This window comes from Mycolicibacterium fallax (assembly GCF_010726955.1).
In the GTDB taxonomy this organism is placed as follows: domain Bacteria; phylum Actinomycetota; class Actinomycetes; order Mycobacteriales; family Mycobacteriaceae; genus Mycobacterium; species Mycobacterium fallax.
The window spans coordinates 3,039,483-3,062,515 of record NZ_AP022603.1; the positions used below are offsets into that span (position 1 = coordinate 3,039,483).

29 protein-coding genes are annotated in these 23,033 nt (G+C 67.0%); 18 read left to right on the plus strand and 11 right to left on the minus strand.

What is annotated here, in order from left to right; translation table 11 throughout:
- Positions 1 to 34: 34 nt before the first annotated feature.
- The 3 genes from G6N10_RS14460 to G6N10_RS14470 are packed head-to-tail and all read left to right on the plus strand — an operon-like array spanning position 35 to position 1,409.
- Positions 35 to 412 (plus strand): hypothetical protein, encoded by a 378-nt coding sequence (locus G6N10_RS14460; RefSeq protein ID WP_085093212.1) that lies wholly within the window; start codon positions 35 to 37, stop codon positions 410 to 412.
- Positions 412 to 726: a hypothetical protein gene (locus G6N10_RS14465; RefSeq protein WP_085093214.1), complete on the plus strand. Its 315-nt coding sequence runs from the start codon at positions 412 to 414 to the stop codon at positions 724 to 726. Before G6N10_RS14460 ends, G6N10_RS14465 begins: the two co-directional genes overlap by 1 nt.
- A complete protein-coding gene (locus G6N10_RS14470) occupies positions 723 to 1,409 on the plus strand; it encodes a hypothetical protein (protein ID WP_085093216.1) in 687 nt (228 codons plus the stop codon). Before G6N10_RS14465 ends, G6N10_RS14470 begins: the two co-directional genes overlap by 4 nt.
- Before the next feature lie 26 nt (positions 1,410 to 1,435).
- Here G6N10_RS14470 and G6N10_RS14475 read toward each other — a convergent pair whose 3' ends face one another.
- Positions 1,436 to 1,897 carry a hypothetical protein gene (locus G6N10_RS14475; protein ID WP_085093218.1) on the minus strand — a complete coding sequence of 154 codons (462 nt, stop codon included), beginning with the start codon at positions 1,895 to 1,897 and terminating at the stop codon, positions 1,436 to 1,438.
- Positions 1,898 to 2,250: 353 nt separating this feature from the next.
- Between G6N10_RS14475 and G6N10_RS14480 the strand changes: the two genes are divergently transcribed.
- From G6N10_RS14480 to G6N10_RS14490, 3 genes are all read left to right on the plus strand, one after another.
- Positions 2,251 to 2,556, plus strand: coding sequence for a hypothetical protein (locus tag G6N10_RS14480; RefSeq protein ID WP_179962840.1), 306 nt, complete (start codon positions 2,251 to 2,253; stop codon positions 2,554 to 2,556).
- A gap of 65 nt (positions 2,557 to 2,621) precedes the next feature.
- Positions 2,622 to 3,767, plus strand: a complete 1,146-nt coding sequence (locus tag G6N10_RS14485) for a DUF7373 family lipoprotein (RefSeq protein ID WP_085093222.1) — start codon at positions 2,622 to 2,624, stop codon at positions 3,765 to 3,767.
- The gene (locus G6N10_RS14490; RefSeq protein ID WP_085093224.1) at positions 3,764 to 4,966 is read left to right on the plus strand and encodes a DUF4190 domain-containing protein; all 1,203 of its coding nucleotides are present in this window, start codon (positions 3,764 to 3,766) and stop codon (positions 4,964 to 4,966) included. Before G6N10_RS14485 ends, G6N10_RS14490 begins: the two co-directional genes overlap by 4 nt.
- 170 nt (positions 4,967 to 5,136) lie before the next feature.
- On the opposite strand, the gene G6N10_RS14495 is transcribed toward G6N10_RS14490, so the two are convergent.
- The 6 genes from G6N10_RS14495 to G6N10_RS14520 all read right to left on the minus strand — a co-directional run bounded on the left by G6N10_RS14495 (position 5,137) and on the right by G6N10_RS14520 (position 10,159).
- Positions 5,137 to 6,309: a hypothetical protein gene (locus tag G6N10_RS14495; protein ID WP_085093226.1), complete on the minus strand. Its 1,173-nt coding sequence runs from the start codon at positions 6,307 to 6,309 to the stop codon at positions 5,137 to 5,139.
- Between the two features lie 9 nt (positions 6,310 to 6,318).
- Entirely contained in the window at positions 6,319 to 7,017 is a 699-nt protein-coding gene (locus G6N10_RS14500) for a hypothetical protein (RefSeq protein ID WP_085093228.1), read from the minus strand.
- A gap of 232 nt (positions 7,018 to 7,249) precedes the next feature.
- On the minus strand, positions 7,250 to 8,557 hold the full coding sequence (locus G6N10_RS14505; RefSeq protein ID WP_085093230.1) for a hypothetical protein: 1,308 nt from the start codon (positions 8,555 to 8,557) through the stop codon (positions 7,250 to 7,252).
- Positions 8,554 to 8,796: a helix-turn-helix domain-containing protein gene (locus G6N10_RS14510; protein ID WP_085093232.1), complete on the minus strand. Its 243-nt coding sequence runs from the start codon at positions 8,794 to 8,796 to the stop codon at positions 8,554 to 8,556. The genes G6N10_RS14505 and G6N10_RS14510 overlap by 4 nt, the downstream gene beginning before the upstream one ends.
- 269 nt (positions 8,797 to 9,065) lie before the next feature.
- On the minus strand, positions 9,066 to 9,641 hold the full coding sequence (locus G6N10_RS14515) for a VapC50 family PIN domain-containing toxin (RefSeq protein WP_085093234.1): 576 nt from the start codon (positions 9,639 to 9,641) through the stop codon (positions 9,066 to 9,068).
- Entirely contained in the window at positions 9,641 to 10,159 is a 519-nt protein-coding gene (locus G6N10_RS14520) for a helix-turn-helix domain-containing protein (RefSeq protein WP_165757651.1), read from the minus strand. Before G6N10_RS14520 ends, G6N10_RS14515 begins: the two co-directional genes overlap by 1 nt.
- A 101-nt stretch (positions 10,160 to 10,260) precedes the next feature.
- On the opposite strand from G6N10_RS14520, the gene G6N10_RS14525 reads away from it, so the two are divergent.
- From G6N10_RS14525 to G6N10_RS14555, 7 genes are all read left to right on the plus strand, one after another.
- Positions 10,261 to 10,509, plus strand: coding sequence for a hypothetical protein (locus tag G6N10_RS14525; RefSeq protein ID WP_085093238.1), 249 nt, complete (start codon positions 10,261 to 10,263; stop codon positions 10,507 to 10,509).
- A 29-nt stretch (positions 10,510 to 10,538) separates the two neighbouring features.
- Complete coding sequence (locus G6N10_RS14530; RefSeq protein WP_085093240.1) at positions 10,539 to 10,937, plus strand: hypothetical protein; 399 nt, start codon at positions 10,539 to 10,541, stop codon at positions 10,935 to 10,937.
- A gap of 162 nt (positions 10,938 to 11,099) precedes the next feature.
- Positions 11,100 to 11,423 carry a hypothetical protein gene (locus G6N10_RS14535; RefSeq protein ID WP_085093242.1) on the plus strand — a complete coding sequence of 108 codons (324 nt, stop codon included), beginning with the start codon at positions 11,100 to 11,102 and terminating at the stop codon, positions 11,421 to 11,423.
- A 9-nt stretch (positions 11,424 to 11,432) separates the two neighbouring features.
- On the plus strand, positions 11,433 to 12,605 hold the full coding sequence (locus G6N10_RS14540; RefSeq protein WP_085093244.1) for a polymorphic toxin type 44 domain-containing protein: 1,173 nt from the start codon (positions 11,433 to 11,435) through the stop codon (positions 12,603 to 12,605).
- Positions 12,602 to 12,970 (plus strand): hypothetical protein, encoded by a 369-nt coding sequence (locus G6N10_RS14545; protein WP_133055084.1) that lies wholly within the window; start codon positions 12,602 to 12,604, stop codon positions 12,968 to 12,970. The genes G6N10_RS14540 and G6N10_RS14545 overlap by 4 nt, the downstream gene beginning before the upstream one ends.
- Before the next feature lie 65 nt (positions 12,971 to 13,035).
- The gene (locus tag G6N10_RS14550) at positions 13,036 to 13,377 is read left to right on the plus strand and encodes a hypothetical protein (protein ID WP_085093248.1); all 342 of its coding nucleotides are present in this window, start codon (positions 13,036 to 13,038) and stop codon (positions 13,375 to 13,377) included.
- 48 nt (positions 13,378 to 13,425) lie between these two features.
- Positions 13,426 to 13,728 (plus strand): hypothetical protein, encoded by a 303-nt coding sequence (locus tag G6N10_RS14555; protein ID WP_133055085.1) that lies wholly within the window; start codon positions 13,426 to 13,428, stop codon positions 13,726 to 13,728.
- A gap of 39 nt (positions 13,729 to 13,767) precedes the next feature.
- Here the strand turns inward: G6N10_RS14555 and G6N10_RS14560 are convergent, their stop codons facing one another.
- The 4 genes from G6N10_RS14560 to G6N10_RS14575 all read right to left on the minus strand — a co-directional run bounded on the left by G6N10_RS14560 (position 13,768) and on the right by G6N10_RS14575 (position 16,986).
- On the minus strand, positions 13,768 to 13,983 hold the full coding sequence (locus tag G6N10_RS14560) for a hypothetical protein (protein ID WP_085093251.1): 216 nt from the start codon (positions 13,981 to 13,983) through the stop codon (positions 13,768 to 13,770).
- Between the two features lie 166 nt (positions 13,984 to 14,149).
- Positions 14,150 to 15,322 carry a HEPN domain-containing protein gene (locus G6N10_RS14565; protein ID WP_085093252.1) on the minus strand — a complete coding sequence of 391 codons (1,173 nt, stop codon included), beginning with the start codon at positions 15,320 to 15,322 and terminating at the stop codon, positions 14,150 to 14,152.
- 343 nt (positions 15,323 to 15,665) lie between these two features.
- Positions 15,666 to 15,848: a hypothetical protein gene (locus G6N10_RS14570; protein ID WP_133055086.1), complete on the minus strand. Its 183-nt coding sequence runs from the start codon at positions 15,846 to 15,848 to the stop codon at positions 15,666 to 15,668.
- A gap of 535 nt (positions 15,849 to 16,383) precedes the next feature.
- Positions 16,384 to 16,986, minus strand: coding sequence for a helix-turn-helix domain-containing protein (locus tag G6N10_RS14575; protein ID WP_133055087.1), 603 nt, complete (start codon positions 16,984 to 16,986; stop codon positions 16,384 to 16,386).
- Between the two features lie 121 nt (positions 16,987 to 17,107).
- On the opposite strand from G6N10_RS14575, the gene G6N10_RS14580 reads away from it, so the two are divergent.
- The 5 genes from G6N10_RS14580 to G6N10_RS14600 all read left to right on the plus strand — a co-directional run bounded on the left by G6N10_RS14580 (position 17,108) and on the right by G6N10_RS14600 (position 22,655).
- Positions 17,108 to 17,335 carry a helix-turn-helix domain-containing protein gene (locus tag G6N10_RS14580; protein WP_085093256.1) on the plus strand — a complete coding sequence of 76 codons (228 nt, stop codon included), beginning with the start codon at positions 17,108 to 17,110 and terminating at the stop codon, positions 17,333 to 17,335.
- Between the two features lie 88 nt (positions 17,336 to 17,423).
- Complete coding sequence (locus G6N10_RS14585) at positions 17,424 to 19,982, plus strand: bifunctional DNA primase/polymerase (protein WP_163742481.1); 2,559 nt, start codon at positions 17,424 to 17,426, stop codon at positions 19,980 to 19,982.
- Positions 19,979 to 20,449: a hypothetical protein gene (locus tag G6N10_RS14590; protein ID WP_085093260.1), complete on the plus strand. Its 471-nt coding sequence runs from the start codon at positions 19,979 to 19,981 to the stop codon at positions 20,447 to 20,449. The genes G6N10_RS14585 and G6N10_RS14590 overlap by 4 nt, the downstream gene beginning before the upstream one ends.
- Positions 20,446 to 21,516, plus strand: coding sequence for a hypothetical protein (locus tag G6N10_RS14595; RefSeq protein ID WP_085093262.1), 1,071 nt, complete (start codon positions 20,446 to 20,448; stop codon positions 21,514 to 21,516). Before G6N10_RS14590 ends, G6N10_RS14595 begins: the two co-directional genes overlap by 4 nt.
- Entirely contained in the window at positions 21,513 to 22,655 is a 1,143-nt protein-coding gene (locus tag G6N10_RS14600; protein WP_163742484.1) for a hypothetical protein, read from the plus strand. Before G6N10_RS14595 ends, G6N10_RS14600 begins: the two co-directional genes overlap by 4 nt.
- Positions 22,656 to 23,033: the final 378 nt, after the last annotated feature.

Below are 23,033 nucleotides of genomic sequence, written 5' to 3' on the forward strand. Positions count from 1 at the left end.
CGGCATGTCGGGATGACGCCGTACGGTCGACCGCATGAGCACCATCGACGATCACCCGCTAGCACCGCTGATGCCGTACCGATCCTCAACGTGCATCGGCATCTCGGTGCCGCGCGGCTGGGAGAAGCTGGTGCTCGATCTGCACGAGAAGCTGATCGCCGTCGATCCCAAGCTGGTCTATCACCAGGTGAAGGAGAAGTACGGCGAGGTGCGCGTTTACATCAGCAGCACGGTGCCGGAGACTCGTGACCTGATCCGCGAGGCCGAGCTCAAATCGCGGCGCACCTGTGAGAGCTGCGGCGACGCGGGAATGATGCACCAGTCCAATCGCGGCTGGTACCGCACGCTATGTCCGTTGTGCGCGAACGAGTACCAGCAGGGCTACACGCCCGTCCCGACGAAGGGCGAGTGATGAGCACCGAGCACGGCGTCGAGACCGCCACCGAGCTCTGCGAACACGACACTGGTGTCTGGTGGGTGCAGACCACTGGCGGCACCGTGCATGTGTGGGATCTCGACCGCCGAACCATCACCCGCTCACCTGGGATCGACAGCGAGACAGGCGAGATGCGCTGGGACGGCGAGCCGCGACCGCTGCTGGCCGTGTTCGCCTGGCCGCGCGTGGGCGAGCAAGCGCTGTTCATTCTTGAGCATCCCGACTACCCAGACCGCATCACGTACCGCACGTGCTCGACCGTCACTCGCATCACGCGGGCGCCGCGATGAACACCGATGACCCCTTGGCCCCGCTGCGCGCATCCGTCGTCCCCGGCGGTGCCGTCCACGTGCCTCGCGGCTGGGTGGTCTTGGTCGCCGAGCTGCACGACGAACTCGTGGCGCTCGACCCCACCATCGCGTACCGCTGGGTGAAAGAGAGCTACGGCGGGTTGTGGGCTGATCCCGTCACCGACAACCGCGAGGTGCGCCTGGCGATCCGACGGTTTGAGCAGGCGTCGTACCGCACCTGCTCTGTCTGCGGGAGCCCCGGCGCGCTCCACGGGAACCCGCGCGGTCGGTATCGGGTCTGGTGCCCAGACTGCGCCGCTGGGTGGCGCGGGCGCGGCTACGGACTCGTGCCAGAGACCGTGGGGACGGACAACCCGCACGCCTACGACCGCTACAGCGCCGACGGCGAGGGGTTGTGGTGCGAGGCGACGATCACCACGGCTGACGGTGAAACTAGAAGCCGCACATCGGATTACCTGTGTCTCGGCCCGCCTCCCTGGGTGGGCTGCGGCCTAGAGCAGGTGTTCGCCGATCTGGGCCTGCCGTACCTCGATGACGACGCCTACTGCGCTGCGGCTGATGCGATCGAGAGCCAACTGGCGACGGGCACGACGGCCACGGTGGAGCTTGCGTCTGGCGAGCTGAGGATCGTGCTGGTGGAGCCGCCGAAGGTCGGGGCGTAGGGGGTATCGCACCGACGGATCGACGCCTATGCCAGGTTCAGTCCGTCTTCGCTCTCAAACAGGATCTCCACACCTCCACCGCCGCGTGACGGCTCGGACTTGACCAGCGCGCCGTCGGCGAACAGCTCGTCCACCTGGTGGTTCGACCACTGCTGAAGCGCCTCCCAAAGCTCGGGGTCAGTGCGCTTTCTCATCGACTTGGACAGCGCCGACAATGCGTCCTCCAGCAGGAAATTCTCGTCCGCGGTGGCGACCATGACTGCGATCTGGTCGGACGCCTGATCCGCCCACGCCCCTTCGCTGGAGAGGTCTGCCGCCGTAATGCTCTTCTCGACCATCTCGTTGATGAAGGACATGAAGCGGGGATTGTCGGTGATCGTGACCGCCGCCGCCCCTGTGGCCTGGACACTCTGGGAGAAGCGTCCGAAGGCGATGTTGGTGACGGTTTTGTTCAGCAGCTTGACGTGTGTGGGGTCCAGTTTGGTCATGTTTGAGTCCTTCTCGGTTACTTGGAGCCCCGACGCTACAGAGACTTCACCACCCCGAATGACACCAATTTTCGGCCTACGCGGCTGTCCGAATCTGCCCGCACAGTCACGCCGACGTGCTGGATCGTCATGTGCCAGCAGTCGCTATTGCTGGCTTGCTGGCATGGCCGTTCTTTGAGTCTTTGAGCACCGCGGCTCGCACCGAAGGATGTGGAGAGTGGTGCCCGGGCCACCGTGCCGCCTGGGCCGATCTCTGAAACTTCTGCATCGGGGCGCTTGCTGCGCGGTTTACGGTGGGCTCACACCAAAACGGAGGGGAGCACGTCATGGGGAAACGAACTGGAGCCACGATCTTGGCCGCCGTAGCAGCGGGGGCAACGCTGTCCATCGGCGGCGCGGGCATAGCCCAGGCGTCGGTCGTGCAGTGCGGCAGCGCCAACGGCTACAGCGTGTCCGCAGAGTCCGCCACCACCTCGTGCGAGTTCGCGTTGAGCGTGGCGCGGAAGTTCCCCGCCGGGTTCACCGGGCAGAACACGTCGGTCACCGCCACCAGCCCCGTCACAGGCAAGGCATACGAGGTGGCGTGCAGCCGCCTGTACCAACGCACCATCGAGTGCACGACCTTCAGCACAGGAGTGCAGATTTTCCTGAACTCGTGAGCGCACCAGGCTGGCTGTCGGCATTGACGTGTGCGGCGGCGCTTCTCGCTGGATGTTCGACCACGATGCCGGGTGAAGCCCAGCGCGACCCGAGCGTTTCCGCTGACGCCGCAGTGCCCGCCTTGCTCAACCCAGGCGGATACCCCACCGCGCCGCGAACGCAGTTGGGCGCGGCGGGCGAACGCGGCGGGCAGATGGAAGCGCACCGGATGTTCGACGCGCTGGTGCTGCCGTTCCAAATCGAACCGACCCTGACCACGAACTGGGACACAGGCCTCTACAAGAACGCGCGCGCCACCAAAATGGGCATGGCCTCGCCGATCTCCGAAGCCGTGGGCGACCACGGGTTCGTGGTCGGAATCCAGGTCACTGGAATCGCGGGAGCGGACCCGCGTATCGCCGACCTGTCTCTGAGCAACGGATGGCTGCGCTTCCCCGACGACGCGAAGGCCACCGCCGCAGTCGCGGATATGGCGACCCGAGCCAAGACGGTCAGCCTGCCGATGGACCTCACTGGCAAGCCGAGCGCCACGCAGCCCGTCGCCGTGCCGAGACACCCGGGGACCGCGGCGGTCACGTTCACCACCGACCCCAGGGCAGTGCATGTGCTCGCGTTCACCGCCCGCGGCCCGTACGTGCTGACCCAGCATGCGTGGTCCACGCGTGACGGCGTGGACGCCGCCGAGCTGGTCGCAAAGACCCTTGACGAGCAGATCCCCCTGGTCGACAGCTTCGTCCCGACGGCCATCGACGCGCTGGCTTCACTGCCGCTGGACCCCACCGGCATGGTTGCCCGCACGATGGAACCGCCCGAGGACTATGGCCGCACGGTGGAAAAGGGCAGCTACGGCCCACACGGCGGGCTTGCGCAATTCCAGTATCCCGCCCCACTGGAACCGATATTCACCGCCGCCGGAGTGACGACGGTGACGCTCGGCGAGACCGTCACGTACAAGGTCCGCGACGCGGACGCCGCGATCACGATGGCCTCGGCACTCGCCGCCGTGGAGAACCCGTACCGCGAATACGAGCCGAGCGATTCCGTGCCTGGTCTGCCTGGATCGCACTGCCGAGTGTTCCGCTCCTCGACGTTGAGGGATTACTCCTGCACAGCCGCGGCGGGCGATGTCGTGTTCGGCTATTCGGGCGCGCAGGAAGACCAGGTGCACCAGGTGATGTCTGCGCAATACCTCATATTGGAGGCCAAATGACGTACTGGGATTCATCCGGCCAAGGGCAGCGAGGCTGGCCTGGTGATCCGTTCGGCGGCGCGCCCGACGCTCCACCCGTGACCTACGGGAATCAGCCCGCCCCCACCTTCCACGGCGGTCAACCCGTCCCCACGCCGCCCGCCGGACCGACGAACCCCCTCGCGGTCCTGTCGGTGGTTTTCGCGTTCGTTGCGCCTCCTGCGGGGATCGCGCTCGGCCACGTCGCGCTGTGGCAGATCAAGAAACACAACCAGCCGGGGAGACAGCTCGCACTCATCGGCACCGTCCTGTCCTACGTGATGACGGTTCTGCTGATCGTCGCTCTGGTGGTGTGGCTGCTGATGAGCCGCGACGAGCCCACACCAGCAGCCGCGCCCACCAGCACCACCGCGCCTTCGGCTGCACCGCCGACCACCACCACCTCGACTGCCCCGACCGGGCCGCTGGCATGGGGCACGCCCGAGCAGATCCTCACCGAGGAGCAAGACGATGTGGCCGTCGGCCTGGATGGGAGCGTCTACCTCGCCGACCAGGATCGAGGGGTGATCCGATACGACCCCGCGTCCGGCACCCGCGAGACGCTGCCGTTCAGGTCGGGCGTCCATAGTGTCGCCGTGGACCAGTCGGGCAACGTCTACGGCTGCGGTGGAGACGTGTGGAAATTGACGAAGGGTTCGTCCACGCCAGAGAAGCTGCCGTTCACCTCGCTGGAATCCTGCAAGGACGTGTCCGTCGACGCGGCGGGCAATGTGTACGCGGCGTCCATCTTCGGCGCGCACCAGGTGTTCAAGCTCGACGCGGCGTCGGGCTCGGCGACTGTCCTGCCGCTCACTGGGTCGCAGGAACCGACCGCCATCGAGGCCGACGCGGAGGGGAACCTCTACGTCGTCAACACCCCGCCCAGCTTGATCGGTTCTTCGACACTGAGGCTGGACGCCGCAACCGGCGAGCAGACAACCGTGGACATCCCCAAAGGCAGCATCAAAGGGATAGCCACGGATTCCAGCGGCAACCTGTACCGGGCGGCGAATCCATGGCAGTTGTACATGCGGGACGCCGCGACGGGCGCTGTGAAACTCATCCTCGACGACCCGCGCAACTCAGCGTCCAGGTTCGACTGTAAGGGTATGGCGACCGACTCCCAAGGCAACCTTTATTGTGTGGGCCTGAATGGGCTCTGGAAGGTACCTCGCAAGTAGTCCAGAACCGTCACCTTCCCATTCCCTGGCGACTGCGGCGCGGGGCACGGCTACCAGGCAGCGGACCCATGCCAGCTTGCCAGCACCCGCTGACTTGCTGGCATGGGTTTCGTCGCGGCGAGCAGATGAGCACTGGGGCTCGCGGGTGGGTGATGGAGAGTGGTGCGGGGCTATCGCCTCGACACGAGGTGCGGGTTCTCGCGCGCTTCGATCTCGGCTCGGGTTGGGCCGAACAGCACGTCATCGAACCTCGGGTCACCGCTGCCGATCAGCCCGCCGTCAAACGAGTTCTCATCGTCCACAGTGCCGAGCAAGTTCGGATCAGAGGTCAACACCTCGGGGCGATCACCGCTGCGACCACGCCCGCTGGGCTGTCCACCGAGACCGCCCATCATCCCTGGCATCATGCCCGTGCCGCCCATGCGGCCCTGGTTTGACGCAACGGTGGAGTCGCCGATACGGGCGGTCTGGCCGAGCATGTTCTGCCCTGCACCGCTGACATCGCCCTTGGTGACACCGTGGATCACGGAGCCGCGATCAGCGCTCGGGCTGGTGCCAGGAGTCGTTTCGGGAGTCTCGCGGCCTGGCCGCTCACGCACGCCGTCCTTGTCTCCGATGGTGGACTTCGGCTTCGTCGCCGGGGGTGTCCACGCGGCGGTCGGGGTGATCCCCGGAGTTGTGTTGGTCGGCGCGCTGGTGGCCGTCGGCTGCGGGGCCTGTGCGGCGGTCATCAGGGGAACTCCCGTGCTGGCGTTCGGGGTGTTGGCCGAGGACAGGCGGGTTCCCGCTGGGGTCTCCTTGTCCTCGGTTCCCCACGGAGGTTCGCCATCGGTGCCGATCCCGTTGGGGCCGTAGGTGTTGGGAGGACCGCTGGGCGCAGTCGGCGAGGCGGTGTAGCCAGACTCGGGGACCGACGGCCACTGGGTTGTGGCGGTGTCCCGCGCGTGCTGTTTGATCGCCGCGTCGCGATCCTCTCGGAGGAATCCAGCGCGGTTGATGATCGCCTGGTCGCCCTGTCGCGGCTGGGCGTACTTCTGCTGGAGGCGCACACGCTCAGCGGCGTGCTCGGCTTCCTTCACTTCTCCTTCGCTGGGTGCGGCGGCGAGCGCGCGGTCGAACTGATCCTGTACGCCAGCCACTTTCGCGGTCGTGTACGCCGAGTCGCTGATCCTCTCAGCCGCGTTCTTCATCGCTGTCAGCTCGCTGATGTGGTCATCGAGGACGCCGCCGGACTGGCCTGCCAGCAGCGTTGCCGGGGTCAGCGCGGAGGCTTCGGTGAGCAGCGACTCGGCCCATGACGACCAGCCGGTGGCCTGGGTGGCGTACGGGTAGACGGCGGTCATCGGATCACCTCATGAATAGTTCGAGAAGCAGGTGGTTGGGTCTGTGAGCCGCATCCCCGCATTGAAAGCGTCTGTGCGCGTCGGGTTCCGTCCGATGGTCGTGAGCGGCAGCGCGGCGGTCACCTCGGCGGGGTCGAACTCCCGCGCGTTGACGTAGAACCCGCTCAAGCAGTCCGCTGACAACTCGATCCCCTTGACGCCGTTGCGAATCGGGCCTGATGCGCCGCCCACGAACTCCCCGGCGTAGCGCTGGATCGCGTGTCCGTATTCATGTGATAGGACGAGGGTCGCGGCCATCGGGCCGTGCGGCTGCGACAGCAACTCGGCCATCTTCGGCTCGGAATAGACGACCTGTCCCGTGTACGAGTCGCCGCACATAGCTGCGGTGGAGTTCTCGAAGTCGCCGCCGCTGCACGTCGGAGCGTCGGGATCGGAAACCAACGTGACACCAGTGTCCACGTTGGCGTCGCTGGTCTCCCAGTACGCCTTCACGTCCGCGAATATCGCGGCGGGTGTGGAGAACGGCTGCATCCCTGCGGGCGCGGTGGTGGTCGTGCTCGTCGTCGTGGTCGCCGAGGACGACGTGCTGGTGATCGTGGATCGCGGCGTGCCCGGTGCGGGGGTGCCGCCCGTGGTGGTCGAGCAGCCAGACACGATCAGCGCCGCCGCCGTGGCGGCGACCAGGGGACGTAGACCTCGGGCGTTCATCGGGTGGCTCCTACCTGCGAGGTCACGATTTCGGGCAGCTCGCGGACGCGCGCGGGAGGAGTCCACGGCGGTGGATCGGGGAGCACCAAGCGGGCCTTGGTAGAGCCAGGGATGGCGCTGGGCGGCACGCCAGGAGGCGCCGTGGCTTCACCCGCGATGGCGGTCGAGCAGCCAGACACGAACAGTCCAGCGACGGCGAGCGCGGCGGAGAGGGGTCGTAGACCCGTGCGGATCATCGCAGCGCTCCCGTCGGGACGGGATCGGTGTTCGGCGGCGTGGGCTCTGGGTCGGGGAACTTGTCGGACAGCGCCGCCTCCAGATCGCGCACGGTCTGCTCGGACAAAACCGCCTTGAGGTTGTCGGGCACGGTCGGCTTCTCCCTCATGCCTCCGCCCGTGATCGAGGTGCGGTTTCCAGGGCCGATGGTGGGTGCCGCGCCCACGGGCGCGGGGCCAGTGCCGCCCGGCGTGTTCGCCGACGGCGTGGTCGAAGCTGGAGTGCTCGCCGACGCGGTGTGCGTTCCTGGAGTGGACACGTTCGGCGAGGGCGCCGTGGCGTGGGTCGGAGCGGTGGCCACGGGTGTGGCGGCAACCGCGGCCAAGGTGTCGCTGGCGACAGGTCGGTTCCCCTCGGGCTCCTGCCTCTCCTTCCGCGAGTTCGGGGCGTTCTGCGGGTTCATGTGCCCGAGCATGCGGCCCTGCGGCTGGGTGACGCCCGTGAACTGCGGCTGCTGGGCTGTCGCCTGCGGTGTCTGCTGGCCGAGCATGGTGGACGACGGCGCTACGAGGCTCGCATCGCCGCGCGAGAGCTTGGTTTCCGGCTCGACGATCTCTGGGAGCTGGCGGACGGGCTCGGGCATCGGCGTCATGTACTTGCCCCTGCCTGGCTCGGGGTGCATCGGGGCAGTGGGCGGCGGCTTCTCGGGTTCGAGCGGGCTCTTGGGCGGCTCGGGGTTATCGCCCGTCTTTTCCTCGCCAGTGTCTGCGCTGTCGCCCCCGTCTCGCTTGTCCTTGCGCTCGATTCCACCCTTCTTCCCTGGCTCACCCTTCCCTGGCTCACCCTCCGTACCACCTGGGTAGTGAGCATCGGGCAAGCCGACCGACTCGGGCTCGTCGAAATGCGTCGTCGAAGTCTGCTCGGCGTGCTTGTCGATAGCCTCCTGACGCTCCTTCGCCAGCTCGTCCGCGCGGGCGATCACCAGCTCTGCAAGCTCGGGCTCGCACTGTCCAGCGCGGAGCATCACCTGCGCCTGCTTGGCTTCGGCCTCGGCCTTCTCCACCCGATCCTTGGTCGCGGGGCACGATGCGAGTTCGCGGTCGAAGCTGTCCTGCACGCCGCACACTCCAGCCAACTCGGACGCGGAGTCGGACAGGCGCTCAACACCGCCCACGATCACCGTGAGCTCGTCGATCGCCTCCGAAATCTTCCCGCCGTACTGCCCGCGGAGCAGCGTCGCGGGGTTGATCCCAAGCGCGAGCGCATCGAGTTCGGACGCGAAGGAACTCCACCCCTGCTGCTGGGTCGCATATGGGTACGTCATCGTCCCGCCTCCTCGGCGCCGCGAGCCATCTGCCACACGGTTTGGGGGGCCATCCCGATCGCGTCGGCGATGGCGGTGTACGTCATTCCCCGGCTGTGCAGATCGCGCACGATTTCACGACGCTCATATGCAATACAACGCATGCCTTCCTGGGATCGGTACAGCGCGCGCGTCACGTCCCTTAGACGTTGCAGCGCCGCGGACACCGTATCCGTCGGATTTTCGCAGGTCACGGTCATGGTCGGCACTGTAGTGCCGATTCTCGGAGGGGGTCTGATATCCGTGAACCCCCCTGACTCACCGCGCGGACACCCGTTCCGCTCACATGCGTAATTCTCATGCAGCGGGTGAGGTGAGGTACGCACCAATCCCCACGAGCCCCGCGTTCTCCACTGCCCACGGTGCGCCTTATCGCGTATCGGGTTGCTGGTGGCAGGACGACCATGCGAAAGGAGCACCGTGGCCCGTGGCTCGTCGAAGGTGGGTGGAGAGAGTGGAGTGGTGCGGTCTACGACCCGTTGTCGATGATCGCCCGAACCTCGCGGACGAACGCCACCGACGGGCACAGTTCCAGGGAGTCGAGAATCTGGTCGACGGTGAGGGGCGGGTTTTTCCGCTTGTCCGACATCTCGATGAGGGCGCCGATGACCGCGCCTTGGCTCAGGTCAAGCAAGTCGAGCAGGAAGTCGCTGGTGCTGATCGCGTGCAGGCCCCACGGTTCGAGCGCCTGGTTGGGGAAGTCCCGGACGTTGTCGGTGACGATCGCCTCCGCGTTGCCCTGGATGGCAGCGGCGACGATGTGGCGGTCGTTGTCGTCGGCCATCCCCGTGATGCGGTCTTCGAGCGGCTCCCACCCCGTCACCAGTGCGTCCTCGAAGGCGTTGTTCATCGCGTCGAGGCGTCGTGCCACCCGCTCTGGAGTCATCAACTCGTTCGCCAGCAGAATCGCGTACTGCAACTCGCCGATGACGGCGTCACTCCAAAGCGGATGGTACAGCCCACGCCCTGCCAGCGTGAGCAGCAGGTCTGCCTGGGCGATGGGCACCAGCGAGCAGGTGTCCAGCACGACGCGAAAGCCAGACATCAGCCGTTGGTTCCCCCGCGACCCGCACGCGCCTTTCGCGCCTCCTTGACGGCGGCTGCGAGGGTCTCGTGGCTGAGGTCGTAGAGGTTGTCCTCCTCGGCGTCGCGGACGAGTTGGGTCAGCGCCTCGTCACGCTCCGACTTGCGCCGCTTCTGGTAGTCGAGAACCTCGGCCAGCCGCAACCGGCGGTGTCGGCTTCCGCTGGGGGTGTCGCACTTCAGCTTTCCCTGGTCGATCAGCTTGATGACCGTGGGTCTGCTGACGCCGAGCAGGTCGGCGGCGTCCTGCGTGGTCAGCAATTGGTCGACTGGGGCTATGGTGACGCCACGGCGGCGCCCCATTGCGGCGACGACGCTCTTGAGCACCTCGTAGACCTCCATCGGCAGCGGGATCTGCTCGCCGTCGGGTCCGAGCAGGGCCGCGGGGTGTTCGTGCTGTTCCAGGAACTTGGACAGGTCGAGAAGTTCCCCCAAGTCCTCTGGGGGCAGGATTGTGCCCTTCTTCAGTGCCTTCGTCATGGTTGCCAGTATGCGTCATAAATCGAAATATTCGCAATGTGTTGTTCGCCTCGGGGTGTCACCTGGGATAAGCGCGGCTTGGGGGTCGCTACCCTCGTCCCATGCGCGACGAGGTGAAGAAGTGGCTGGAGCCGATGGCCCGCGAACTGCTGTCGCGTCCCGACGCCCTGGCCGTGCTCGTCGCCACCGACCTCAGCCGATTGCCTCCGAACGCCTTGGAGCTGCTCGGCCAGCTCGGCGGGGACAGCCCTCTCTCAGCGGACGAGACCGACCTGGTGGCCGTCGGCGCTGTCGTGCGGGAAGCCCTCGGTTGGCAGCACTGGCCCGAGACGCCGCCGTCGGTGAACTAGGGGGTTGGGCGACGCCTTACCGTCGACGCATGGACGACGCCGAGCGACGCGACAGGGCGCTGCGGCGCCTCGCGCGCTTCGACCGCATACGGGAAGCCGCCGCTCTTGCCGACCAAGCGGTGGTGGCCGAGAGGTTCGGGATCGACGACCGCGAAGCGGCCCGGCTGGTGCGTCAGGTGGAGCGGTGGGACGACGGGGACGAGGCCGAGGAACTCATCCTGCGCGCGTGGGTGGACGGCGGTGATCGGGATGAGCTGGTCGCAGAGCTGTCGCGGCGTGAGTACACCTTCCCCGAATACGCGCCGTACCCGTTCGAGGGGCGGCTGCCGGGGACGTGGGATCGGGTGGTGCGGGCGATGCTCCACGGCTACTTGAGCGATGACGAGTTCGAGCGGGCGCGGGGCGTCGTAAAGCCAGAGCGGGAGTGAGGGCTACTTCAACCCGCGTATGACCCGCTGATCGACCGTCGCATGACCTGGCGGCGGGGTTGTGACGGGATCGCGGCCTGGTGGTGATGTGGGCGGCGGCGCCCCTGCGCCCTTGCTATCGTGACCTGGACACCGATGGGGCGGTCAGTCAGGAGGGGGTTCGTGGACAAGGACGTTCTGCAGGTCGATCTTGCCGCGTTGGGGCGCTTGGCTCCGCAGTTGCGCACACTCGGTGACACCGTCAAGACGCCGACCGCGAGCAACGTCAGCGGCTCGTGCGCGGAGATCCCGACACTGACCGCCGTTCGCGGCGTCCGTGAGCAGACCTTCCCCGCGCACCGTGCAGCGGTGTCGACGCGGTGCTCTCTGGTCGCCGACCGCGTGGACAACGCGCGGATCAACTTCGCCGAGGCCAGCAGCGACCGCGCGGCGGTGATCGCAGGGACCGCGCCGTCGGCCTCCGCGCCCAAGACGGTGCTGGTGTAGCCGACGGTGGTGACCCTCGATCAGGTGATGGGCGCCAACCATGAGGTGGTGTTGGCCGAGATCCGTTCCTGGACGCAGACCGCCGACGACCTGGACACCGCGGCTGAGGACTACGTGCGGATGGTGGAACACCCCGGCGGCACGGTGTGGTCGGGCCGCACCGCCGAGGCCGCGGTGACTCTGGCCTACAGCGACCGCAAGGTGATCGGCGCCGACGCCGACGCGATCACCAAAATGTCGACCAACGCCGAGAACGCGATGGTCGCCCCCGTGGCCGCGCTCGGCGACGTGCGGGCCATGATCGAAAACGCCCGTCAGCTCGGTTTCGACGTCAACCAGGACCTGTCGGTCAGTTGGACCAGACCGACGGGCATGAGCGACAAGCAAGCCGAAGCCTACGAAAACGCCGTCGCGCCGTTTAGCCAGCAGATCCAAGCCGCGGGGAAAGCCTGGTGGGACGCCGAACTGGTCGCCGCCGAGAAGATGATCACACAGGCCAACGGCCTGGCCCTGCCGTTCGACGACGCGGGCAACCCAGGCGCCGTCGAAGAGCGCAACGGGCGGATCGTGCTGGTGGACAACGACATGTCCCCTGGGATGGACGCCGAGGGCGGGGGTGGCGGTGGTAGCTGGATCGCACCCAGCGACCGTTTCGCGGCTGCTGAGGAGTTCATCTACAACGAGATGTCCACGAACGTCAACTCGCCGTGGGTGAGCGCAATGAAAAAGTCGATGGAAAGCATGAATCCCCTTGAAAAGGCCGACGCCATCCATGCGTTCTACAACCTCGTCAAAGAAGGTGGGCCCTGGGACCACAAGCCGCAGATACGCGCGTTGGTCGGCGCGCAGAACGGCGATGATCTCTTCTTCCAAGAACCGGGTAGCGACCGCCAGGTGTTCTACGACATCTACTCGAACCTGCACTACGGATACATCGGCCGCGCCTCTGGACTGCCCGAATGGCTTCTCATGGAGGCCGCAGGCGGGGGGCTCCCTGGAACTGGTGTCAACGACCCTGGCGACGACATCACGATGAAAGCGGGCATCACGCTCTTTGAGAAATATGGACCTGGCATGACGGCGGCGCAGTTCCACGCGGGCATGATGGACGCGATCAACGAGCTGACGGCGGCACAGGCCGCGGGCTCGGATATCACGCAGATCCGGATAGCGGGCAAATGATGCCGAAGTGGGTGAATCCTTCGCTGGCGGTGATCCTCGGACTCGTAGCCGCACTGACAGTTCGATTAGTGCTGCTCGCCATGTGGGACACCTGTAGCGACGCATCCAATTTCGCCAAGGGATGGTCTCTGTTGGTAGCGCAGCCGATGGCGTTCTTCCTGGCTGCGTTGACCTCGGCTGCGGCGTTCGCCCTGGCCCAACGAATCCCTGGCAAGTGGTCGGGCGCGCTGTCGGTGTGCGTGAGCATCATCGCGGCGGGGGCGGTGACGTTGGCCGTCATCGGATACGAGTTCGACCCCGCGAACTCGATACCGACGTCCGCATGTCCTGGTGGTGTGCCCGCGTGGTGGCCCTTCCCTGTCTAGGTTCCCATGGAGGCCGCGCAGAAGCAGGGAGCCGACGTACCGCAGATCAGGAAGGCCCCTGGCTGATGGCGCTGCGTAGCTGGATCGTCGGTCTCGTGCTCGGCCTGGTCACGGCGGTGGTCGTCGTGGCGATCGTGTCGCGCCGTTGGGTGGAGTGCGACATCGGGGTGAACAACGCGGCCAACTCGTTCACGCTGTTGCTGTTCGTGGCGCCCGTGGTGTTCCTGGTGGCGGCACCGGTGTCGGGTCTCGGGTACTGGGTGATCGCCCGCTGGTCGACGGTGGCCGCGTACATCGGCGCGGTCGTCCTCGCCGTCGTGGTCGGCGGCGTCGCGGTGTGGGTCAACTACAACCCTGGCGGGGACTACCCGACTCCGATGTGCGCGAACAGCGCCCTCGGCCCGTGAATGGCGTGCGACGATCGGGTCATCGGCCCCGAACGAATAGAGGTTCCTGTGATTGTGTTTCAGCCAGAGGCGTACCGAGAAGCAGCCTCCAGTTTCGATACGCTGGCGGCGGGGTTGGACGCGAACCCACTGGAGCAGGCGTCTGTCCTGCAAGCGGTCACCGCGCGGCTGGGCGTCCTCGCTCGGGACCGCAGTTCCTCCACGCTCAGAGCGATCGGCGACCTCGCTGACCGCCTTGCGGCAGGTGGCGAAATCAGCGCCGAGAAGGTCGTCGAGATCGCGGCCACGCTGCGCAAGGTCGCAGACGGCGAGGAGCAGACCGTGATGCGGACCCAGGCGCTCTTCAGATAGGACTGGAATCTCTCTCCAGCCCTCCCGCGAGGCCGGGCGCTACGCGTCGGGGTTGACGTTGGCGGGCGGGAACGTCACCGGGTTGACCTTCTCGGATGGGATGACGGCGCCGTTGGGCAGCAGCGCGCCCGCGTAAACGCACACCTCGGTGCTGGTGCCGAAGGTCACGGACAGCAACGCGACGACGGGGTAGCCCTCGGCGGTACGGATTCCAGGGGCGATCGGGGACACGGCGACGATCTTGTAGTCGGTCATGGTGTCGTTCCTTCGGTCGGTGTGAGTGGACGCCGGACGGCGCCGCACATCGACGCTAAGCACGCGGGGTGGCGATCCAGCCTGGTGACACGGTGGGGTCGGCGCGGGCACGGCGTGTCGCGGCGAGGCGCGCCGAAGTTGGTCGTCATGGCAGCCCGCGGCGCGATCAGTCCTCTGGCGTCAGCACGCGGGTGAGGATCTCGTCGGACGCGCCCAGTAGGCGAAGCAAGTGCGCCCTCACGACGCGTTCGAGGACGTCCGCCGCCTCGGACAATTCCCGCCGGTCGTAGGTCTTGGTTCCGTGGGAGAGGCCGTTGCGGACAACGCGAAGTGCGTCCAGGGTCGAGTTGATGTTGGGGTCGTCTGCCCGAACGGACTTGACCAGGGCACCTCCGGCGAGTTCTGGCTCGACGTCCACGGGCAGCTCGCCGAACATCTCGCGCAACACTGAGTCCAGCCCGAGGGGAGAACGCTTCGGGAGGGATTTCTTGACGAACTTGAACGTCGCCCCGTCCAGCAGCTCCTTGCACCGCGCTAACGCTGACTCGCGCTTGGCCGAGAACTTCGACTGCGCCTCCTCGAAGCGCTTCTCATGCCCGCACAGCCCCTCAAGCGCCTGTAGCAGCAGGAGGTATCGCGCCCTCGGATGCTGGTTACGCCCGACCGCCGTGATGTCGTAGGTGTTCAGAATCGGATTCTCGTCCGCCAAAAGGGCCTGCCAGCCACGCAACAGCTCCAGCAGCGACTGGCCGTCCGAGGCGATGCTCACGTCCGAGACGTGCTTGTCCCGAAGCGAGTTGGTGGACGTGTAGGGCTCCTGGGTCACCGATGCGTTGAACACCTGGCAATGGCGAAGTTTGCGCGGACGGTCGTCACCGTCGATGACGGGGACACACGTGAGGTAATTGATGTCGACCCGCCTACCCGTCGCAGCGGCAACGAGGCCCCGCAGGGGCCACGCCCATCGGGTCAGGAACTCGGCCAACGAGATCGGTTCGGTGAGCTTCACCGAAACCACGGGGCTGAACGCCAACCCGAAGCCGTACCAACCGTGGACGCCGGTGGAACGCTCGTAGTGGAGCGACACTTCCGCGCCGTCATCACTCCACTTCTGAAGACTGGCCTTCTCGATCTTGGCGCCGAAAGTCGGGTCATCGTGCCCGTACGGATCGTCGAAGGGCATATGCACCTCCGCGAGGGGACTCTGGCCCGCGAAGGATTCGAGATACGGCACCTGGATCACACCCCCGTCGACCAGGACGGGGCTGGTCGCTGGAACTGCGTGCCCGACGAGCGCCGCCCAGGCGTTGAAGTACGCGTTGGCCCCCTTGAAGGACACGACTCCGTGGCGACTGCGCCCGCCGTAGACAGTGAGGAGAGGGTCGATGAGGACGACGTCCAGGCCGCCGTTGAGCTCGCCGCACGAGGGGGTACGCGAAGTCCTGCGGGAACCTAGAGCTTTTCAACGGAGCTCTCCCGAAGACTCCGCCGCCAGGCTGGCTCAACCCCGGCAGGTCGACCTCACCGGAGACTTCCCACGTTTCGGGTTCTGGGGGCTTGGACAGCGTCCACGTCACCCGATGGGTTCCGGCTTCGATGATCGGCTTCAGCGCCTGCCCTGACATACCGCCCCCTTCGCCGCACAAGCATAGGCGCGAGGCGGCAGGGTCATCGCCGCCCGACTACCCCTCGGCGGCGGGCGGGCCGAACCGCGCGGCCAGCGGGCGCGGACGGTTCGGGTCTCGGTCGTCCCTCGGCGCTGAGCTAGGCGGCAGCGGGATGGAGGCACAGCGCTCCTGCACGGGCGCGGCATTGGTGAGCACCACGGGGGTGGGCTCGTCGGTCTCGGCGGGGTCGGTTGGCATAGCAGCCTCCTTCGGTCGGGGTTTCGCGGCGGGATGGTAAGCACACCGATCACGGGGTCGGGGTGTGCGGCGCGGTCATCAGGACGGGCACCGTGGTGATCGCAGCGTCCCACCCACGGACAGCAAGACACCTTTGCGCGATCCGCACGCGCTTGCGCGATCCGCACGGTGTGCCGCTGCCAGGGAGTTGATGAGGCGTCAACCGCCGGCCGCGGATTCTGCATGGGGTTGCGTGGATCGCATGGGGTGTGGGGTGCTCCAGCAAACACCGAAACCATGTGTCACCAGTGACGTCAGTGTCATCGTTCTGGTGACACAAGAAAATCGGACGGCAGTCGACCCCGAAACACAGCGAGTGCAGGTTCCGAAACACCGCAGGTAGACGGGGTATTTAGTTCATCTTCTCAAAAAATCGTTTTGCGTATAGAGAGTGAACACGGAGTTCCTACGCTGTGGCGTCAAACGTGATGACACTGACGCCACTGATGACACAAGCCCGCAAACGCTCCCGTGGTTAACCCGCTGCGTGGGTGCGTTACTCGTCCGCGTCGGCCCACGAGTCCGCCGCCGCGCGGAGTTCCGCCGTCAGCGCTTTCGTGGCCAGCCCTCGGCTACGCACGTTGGGGTCGGCGCGGTGGTCTCGCTCCGCGCTCATGCTCCGTCCCCATAGCTCGGCCATGATGCGCTCGCCGATCTCGCGGTCCATCCCGAGCGACTTGCACACCGCCGTGTCGGCGCGTGTCCAACCCTGCTGCACTTCGGTCCGCACTGGGTCGGGGGTGACCCCACCGATCCGAACCGCGTCACGCAAAAGGCTGGCGCCCGGCTCTCCACGCACCACGGCGGCGAGATCGGCGCCACGCACCAGCACGCCTGGGGCCAACTCCACGGGACCGTCGGTGTCCACGATGTCGGCCAGGGCGGTCGCCCCGCCCGTCACGGTGCTCAGCGCAGCGGACAGCAACAGAAGTGTCGGCAATGTCGGGGACACTTCCCCTGCTTCGCATTGGGCCACCCGGGTCGCGGTCCAGCCGAGTCCGTGGCGCTTACAGGCAGCGGCGAACGTGTCCTGAGTCAGCCCAGCTTCCATGCGCAACCGCCGCACGTTGCGTCCGACCACCTCGGAGAGTCCCTGCACGCCCGCTCCTCCTGTGCCCGTGACCTGGGCGTTCCGTGAATGTGTACCAAGTGTCGCACAAATCCGATTAGATTGCCACGGTTTCCTGTAACATTCTGTAGAACGGAGAAAGGAGACCCCCGTGACGACCCCCGTGACCCCCGCCGAACTGCAACACAGCGACACTGGGCTGCTGACCATCCCCACGGCAACACGAATCCTCGGACTCAGCATCAACACCGTGCGCGCTGCCGTCGCGTCGGGCGAGATCCCGACCGTGCCGATCGGTGACCGACGCTACGTGTCCAGGAGCACCCTGCTGGACCTGCTCGGCCTGCCAGACCTCGTGCCTGGCGCGGTACCCGCCTAGAACCAGAAAAGCGCCCAGGCTGCCACCCGAGCGCTGATCCGAAATCCGAGACCCCGCGACCACTCCCATGACCGAAAGGCTCACACCGATGGTAACACCAACCGTCGCCGACGAGGCGGTGAAGCTCGCCTCGCAGGGTGTCGCCGTCCTCCCGCTGCGGTCTGGCGAGAAGGCGCCCGCCACCCCGAACGGGATCAACGACGCCAGCGCCGACCCGCAACGTGTCGCCGAGCTGTTCGCCGCGCACCAGGACGCCGGACTCGGTATCGCGCCAGGACGCGGCCCCGTCCCGTTCCTCGTGCTCGACGCCGACGACGCCACCGCCTTCGAGTTTCTGACCAAGCTGCTCGGGGAGCCCACCGCGTACACCGCCGGGCACGAGAGCGGAGGCCACGCGGGCGGGGCGCATTGGTACGTGATCCTGCCCGCTGGCGTCGCGTTCCCGAACCTGACCGTCAAGAGCGGCAAGGCGCTCGGTATCGACCTGATCGGCGCGGGCGGCAACGGCTACGTCGTCGCGCCTCCGACGACGCTGACCAACCGCCCGCAGCCCTACCGCTGGAACGGCCCGATCCACACCGTTGCCGCCGACCACAAGGTGGTGCTCTGGCTCAAGAAGCTCGACACCGAGGAGGCCGCAGCCCGCACCCGTAAGGCCGAGCGCAATGAGGGGCCGTCGGCGACACCAGCCCTCGACGAGTGGATGCGTGACACCTCGTGGTCCGACTTGCTCGCCGCCGACGGATGGCAGAGCGCCGACAAGGACGACCGCTGCGGGTGCCCAATCTGGACGCACCCCTGGGTCGCCAGCACCGAGCGCAGCGCCACCGTGCACGAGGAGGGCTGCCCGCAGTCGCAATCGGACTTCCCTGGCGGCGCGCTGCACTGCTGGAGCACGGAGGCGCAAAACCGCTGCGGCGGGGTGAGCGTCAGCAAGTACATGTACGCGGCGAACGTGCGCCACGGCGGCGACTACGCCGTCGCGCGGGAATCCGAAGGCGTCCCCGACGAGGAGGGCTTCGGCCTCGGAGGCGGCGCCGCAGTCGACCCGTCGCTCATCGACTTCGGCCCCGTGGCACCCGCACCGGCTCCCGTGACTCCGATCCCGACCCCGCTGATGAACGCGGCTTCGGGGCCGCAAGTCGGCGGGTCGGCCCATAACGTGAAGGGTCGGTGCCTGCCAGACGGGCAGTGGATCATGGACGCGGCCACCGCAGCTCGTTGCGGGTGGAGCACGCCCGCACCTCGGCTTGAAAACGGTGGAAACGACGACACGTTCTCTCCGTGGGATCGGGATGCCTTCCCCGAGGGACACCCCTGCGCCCCAGACCTCCTGCAGAAAATCTTCGACTTCAACGACTTCACCAGGACGGTTTTTCAGAACGCCCGCGCCTACTCACCCGTGCGCACCGGCCCCGTCGCTCTCCTGATGACCGAACTCATCCGCGGCGGCGTCCGCGCGAACCCGATGTTCATGCCTCTCCCCGGCTCTCCGTTGTCGTCCTACGTGATCCGCGTGGGTGACTCAGGAAAGGGCAAGTCGGTGGCCGCGCGCACCTCGAAGTGGACGCGATTCGCGGGCCAGCATCAGATGCTGCCCGTGATGCGCGAGGACTGCGAGGTCACCCGCAAGCTCGGATCGGGCCAGGTGCTCAGCCGGATGCTCGCCGAGCAGGTGGAGATCCCCGATCCGAGCGATCCCACTGGGCAGAAGAAGAAGGTGGTGTGGCAGCAGACCGATCCCTCCCTGGTCTGGTTGGAAGAGCCCGAAGCCCGTTCGCTGCTCAAAAGGTCGAAAGGCGACGCCTCGGTGATCTTCGACAGCCTCAACGAAGGGTGGGCTGGCGAGAACCCAGGCACGGAGACGATGACCAACGGGCACATCCCGCTTCCTCGCCCATTCAACGTGTTCTTCACCAGCGGCATGCAGCTCGCGGTGTGGGGGTTGCTGGTTGAGCAGGACACTGGCTTCCTGCAGCGGCTGCTGCTGGTCGCGGTCAGCGATCCGTGGCGCACCACGAGCGACACGATCTGCGCGCCTCCCTCGGCGGGCTACGTTCCGCCAGATATTCCGCAGGAGGCGCTGTCGGCGGGCTACTTCACACTGCCGCCCGAGGTTCACGCCGCCCTAACGCTGGCAGACAGCAACTCCGCTTTCGAGCACACCGCCTCGGACGATGACTGGGAAGCGCACCTGCTCCAGATCCGCATCAGGTTCGTCTGCCTGTTCGCGCTACGCATGGGCACGACGACCGTGACCTCGGAGATGTGGGAGTGGTCGGCGTATCTGATCGAGCACCACCGGCGCGTTCGCGCGTGGACGATCGCCGCCGCCGAGCGCAAGGGCGACAAGAAGCTCGTGGACAAGGGTGTGGAGATCGCCAAGGTCAAGACCGCCGAGGCCGCGGCTCGGTCGACCCGTGTGCAGAAGGGCGCCGAGCGCATCATCGAGCACCTGGGCACCCTGGCTGGCGGATCGGACACGGGCCGCAACGTCCAGCGCGCCCTGTCCCGCTTGGACGACGTCTACGAACCTTCGCTCGCTCTGCTCGTGAAGAAGGGGCTCGCTACCACCGAGCCTGGAAAGCGCGCCGGTTCCGTGATCGTCCGCCTGGTTACCCCCGCCGCCGAAGGAGGTGTTGCATGAACCAGCCAACTGCCATCACCGTGGCGCTCCTGGACGAGAACAGCCTCACCGTTCATTTCAAGTTCGACGAGCTGGTCGTCCTGGCGATGCGCACCGTCCACGGCGCGGTGTGGGCTCCGAAGCTCCACGCCTGGGTCGTGCCGAGGTCACAAGCCGACGTACTGGAAGCCGCGCTCAGCCCGTGGGTTCCCTACGTGATCTGGCACCTGGCCGAACCCGTGAACCCGCACCACCTCTACGTGATGTTCAGCAGGTGGGCCAGCGGCGCTGGGCCGCTGCCCGACCTCGGCCAACCCTGGGCAGAGCTGTTGTTTCGCGCGGTCGGGCCAGGGAGGGCAGACGCGGTGTTCAAGAGCTTGGCTCGCGTCTTGCATCCCGACGCTCCTGGCGGGGACGCCGAGTTGATGAAGGCATTGGTGGCCGCACGACCGGTGGCCACGAAGAACGAGAAGGGACAGGTGGCATGAGCACTGACGGATTCGCCATCACCCGCGGCGCGCGCCGCGAGATCCTGCTGCGCGGGCCGCTGACCGAGCAGCAGCTCGGGGCGAGCGACGAGGAGGTGGCCTACCTCGACGCCCATAGCGAGTTCCAGCTCGACGCGCACGGACGCTGGCAAGCGCGCCGCTTGCCGGGCATGACGGCCCTGACCCCCGACGACCGGCGCGACGCGATGACCGCTGCGCGGTTGCTGATCCTCAACCTTGAGTCGGTGCCGGGCGGCGTACGGGATCGTTCCGCGCCGCTGAGCGACGCGCTCGGTGATCGCGCCGAGCGCATCTATGCAGCGGCGCGGGACGGGCTCATCGCGGCGGGGCTCGTCGCAGCGGAGCGTGGAAAGTTGACGGATCGCACTGGAGACCTCTACCGCATGCAGCGGCCCGCATGGACGCCGAAATGGACGCAGTCCGCCGTGGTGGTTCCCGTGCAGGAGGCCCCGGCACCCACCCCCGTGGAGCCCGAGCCCACCGCGCCGAAGCCAGCGAGGGTGGTGGAGAAGGTGGCCGCACCGAAGCCCGCGACGGTGGAGAAGCCCGCGCCCGCGCCGGTCGTCAAGCAGCCGCCGACCCCCGTCACCCCTGACATCACCGCCGCGATCACCCGCTTGGCCGAGGCAAGCGAACGGCAGGCGGAGATCCTGTCGGTGGCGGTCTCCGAGGGGCGCTTGGAGCGCCCCGTGCGCTCCGAGCACGACGCCGCGCGGGACGATCTCGCGCGCCGCCTCTGTGTCCTCGTGGGAGCTGAGGGACAGATGCGCCGGGGACAGATCACCGCTGGGAGGTTGTCGAAGCCGCAGCGCAAGTTGGCGTCGGATGCTTTGACGTTCGCTCTCGGATACGGCGCGCTGAAGCACAGCGCCGGGTGGTACGAACTCGGCGACCCAACCCGCATCGGCTGGACGCGCGATGGGTTCGTGCGCGCCGTCGAGGAACAGGTGGAGAAGAAGCGCAAAGCCACCGAGCGCAAAGCCGCAGCGGACGCTAACGCGGCCATCGCGGCGACCCGTGATCGGGTGACGGGGAGGGCGTCGTGAGCATCGCAGCAAACCCCGCGGAGCGCGGGGACGTGATCTTCGACGGGCGACTCGCACCCGAATCTGGTGTGCATCGGAGCCCGTCGGGACGCCAGGATGTCGACGGAGAACCGAAGGCGTCGGAGGGCGAGTGGAGCATGGCTAGCAAAGCAGGATCGCAGAGGGAGAAGGTCGTGACGAACATGGAACGCAATGGGTGGGACGCCCCGACCAAGTGGTTCGCCTGGGCCGTGCTGCTCGCCTTCACCGCGCTCAGCGCATACATGAACGCGGCCTACGCCGCGCTGTCCGGCTCCGTCGTCTGGTTCCATGCGGGCATCCCCGGCGTCGTTCTCGTGCTCGGGGTTTTCCTCGAACTCACCTACCTCTCGTCGGCGCACCGGGCCGCGAAGCGCATCGTCATCACGGGCTTGGCCGCGTGCTTCGGCACCGTCCTCGTCGCCTCCTATCTCGCTGTCCTGTCCGTGACGACCGCGTGGAACGGAGCGGCGCCCGCGTGGGTGAACGCAGCGCTCGCGGGCATCCCTGACGTGGTGATGGTGCTCGCCGCGACGATGATCCTGAGCCTCCGGCTGCGCACGCACGCGACCGCCGCGAAGGCTCCGAAGAAGGCCACGGAGTCCCGCTTCAAGCGTCTCGCGGACGCGGCCACGGCCCGCGCGGAGTCGGCGCTCGCCGTCCCGCCGTCGCCGCAGGTCACCGCCGTCACGGACGTTCGCGGACGCTCCACGGAGGTGCTCACGCAGCCTCACGGAGCATCCGTGGAAGCCACCGCCGAGGTGTCCACGGACGACCCAGCGGGTGTCCGTGGAGCCTCGACGAGCACCGTCGCGGACGCGCCCGTGGAGTCCACGAAGGCCACCGCGTCGACTCCGCGGACACCTCGCCGGACGACCGCGAAGCCGTCGGTTGACCCCGAGCTGGTGCCGTTCATGGAGCAGGCCGAGCGCATGGTGGCCGACGGCATCGTCGCTCGCAAGACCCCGCAGGAGATCGCGGCGGTCATCCGAGCGATCGACGAGGGCGCGACGGACAACGCGATCAAGAAGGCGGGGATCGCCAGCGCTGGTACGGCACAGAAGGTGCGCGCCGAGCTGGAGTACCAGCGCGCCGCTGCGCCGCTCGCCGCCGTCGGCTGATCCCAGCACCCCGACCAGGAGGCCCGCCCCGTCGTCACCGGGGCGGGCCTTCTCGCATCTCACGGTTGGGTTCGGAACCCAACCGTTGGGTCGGTGATCGCGGGAAGCGGCGAAATCGGGTGGTGGTTGTCTCGAAATCTAGCTGTGAGCTGCATGGATATGAACACCCACGGCGTCCGAAATCAGGGCGAATCGGCGCATCCTCGGCGTTATCGGTTGGGTTTTCGTTGGGTCGTGTTGGGCTGCAACCCAAGCCGCATATAGGAGTTCTCTGGCCCTGTTTCCGACGGCTGCCACGAGTCTCTGCCCGTGGACCCAAAAGGCGGTGGATCTGAGTTTGCTGGGCAGATCGTCAAAAGTCTCTGAACAGCACACGTC

What these genes read in the sequence shown, in the direction of transcription:
- G6N10_RS14460 (WP_085093212.1), top strand. Translation starts at nt 35, where the DNA reads ATGAGCACCATCGACGATCACCCGCTAGCACCGCTGATGCCGTACCGA.
- G6N10_RS14465 (WP_085093214.1), top strand. Translation starts at nt 412, where the DNA reads ATGAGCACCGAGCACGGCGTCGAGACCGCCACCGAGCTCTGCGAACAC.
- G6N10_RS14470 (WP_085093216.1), top strand. Translation starts at nt 723, where the DNA reads ATGAACACCGATGACCCCTTGGCCCCGCTGCGCGCATCCGTCGTCCCC.
- G6N10_RS14475 (WP_085093218.1), bottom strand. Translation starts at nt 1,897, where the DNA reads ATGACCAAACTGGACCCCACACACGTCAAGCTGCTGAACAAAACCGTC.
- G6N10_RS14485 (WP_085093222.1), top strand. Translation starts at nt 2,622, where the DNA reads ATGCCGGGTGAAGCCCAGCGCGACCCGAGCGTTTCCGCTGACGCCGCA.
- G6N10_RS14490 (WP_085093224.1), top strand. Translation starts at nt 3,764, where the DNA reads ATGACGTACTGGGATTCATCCGGCCAAGGGCAGCGAGGCTGGCCTGGT.
- G6N10_RS14495 (WP_085093226.1), bottom strand. Translation starts at nt 6,309, where the DNA reads ATGACCGCCGTCTACCCGTACGCCACCCAGGCCACCGGCTGGTCGTCA.
- G6N10_RS14500 (WP_085093228.1), bottom strand. Translation starts at nt 7,017, where the DNA reads ATGAACGCCCGAGGTCTACGTCCCCTGGTCGCCGCCACGGCGGCGGCG.
- G6N10_RS14505 (WP_085093230.1), bottom strand. Translation starts at nt 8,557, where the DNA reads ATGACGTACCCATATGCGACCCAGCAGCAGGGGTGGAGTTCCTTCGCG.
- G6N10_RS14510 (WP_085093232.1), bottom strand. Translation starts at nt 8,796, where the DNA reads ATGACCGTGACCTGCGAAAATCCGACGGATACGGTGTCCGCGGCGCTG.
- G6N10_RS14515 (WP_085093234.1), bottom strand. Translation starts at nt 9,641, where the DNA reads ATGTCTGGCTTTCGCGTCGTGCTGGACACCTGCTCGCTGGTGCCCATC.
- G6N10_RS14520 (WP_165757651.1), bottom strand. Translation starts at nt 10,159, where the DNA reads ATGACGAAGGCACTGAAGAAGGGCACAATCCTGCCCCCAGAGGACTTG.
- G6N10_RS14525 (WP_085093238.1), top strand. Translation starts at nt 10,261, where the DNA reads ATGCGCGACGAGGTGAAGAAGTGGCTGGAGCCGATGGCCCGCGAACTG.
- G6N10_RS14530 (WP_085093240.1), top strand. Translation starts at nt 10,539, where the DNA reads ATGGACGACGCCGAGCGACGCGACAGGGCGCTGCGGCGCCTCGCGCGC.
- G6N10_RS14545 (WP_133055084.1), top strand. Translation starts at nt 12,602, where the DNA reads ATGATGCCGAAGTGGGTGAATCCTTCGCTGGCGGTGATCCTCGGACTC.
- G6N10_RS14550 (WP_085093248.1), top strand. Translation starts at nt 13,036, where the DNA reads ATGGCGCTGCGTAGCTGGATCGTCGGTCTCGTGCTCGGCCTGGTCACG.
- G6N10_RS14560 (WP_085093251.1), bottom strand. Translation starts at nt 13,983, where the DNA reads ATGACCGACTACAAGATCGTCGCCGTGTCCCCGATCGCCCCTGGAATC.
- G6N10_RS14570 (WP_133055086.1), bottom strand. Translation starts at nt 15,848, where the DNA reads ATGCCAACCGACCCCGCCGAGACCGACGAGCCCACCCCCGTGGTGCTC.
- G6N10_RS14585 (WP_163742481.1), top strand. Translation starts at nt 17,424, where the DNA reads ATGGTAACACCAACCGTCGCCGACGAGGCGGTGAAGCTCGCCTCGCAG.
- G6N10_RS14590 (WP_085093260.1), top strand. Translation starts at nt 19,979, where the DNA reads ATGAACCAGCCAACTGCCATCACCGTGGCGCTCCTGGACGAGAACAGC.
- G6N10_RS14595 (WP_085093262.1), top strand. Translation starts at nt 20,446, where the DNA reads ATGAGCACTGACGGATTCGCCATCACCCGCGGCGCGCGCCGCGAGATC.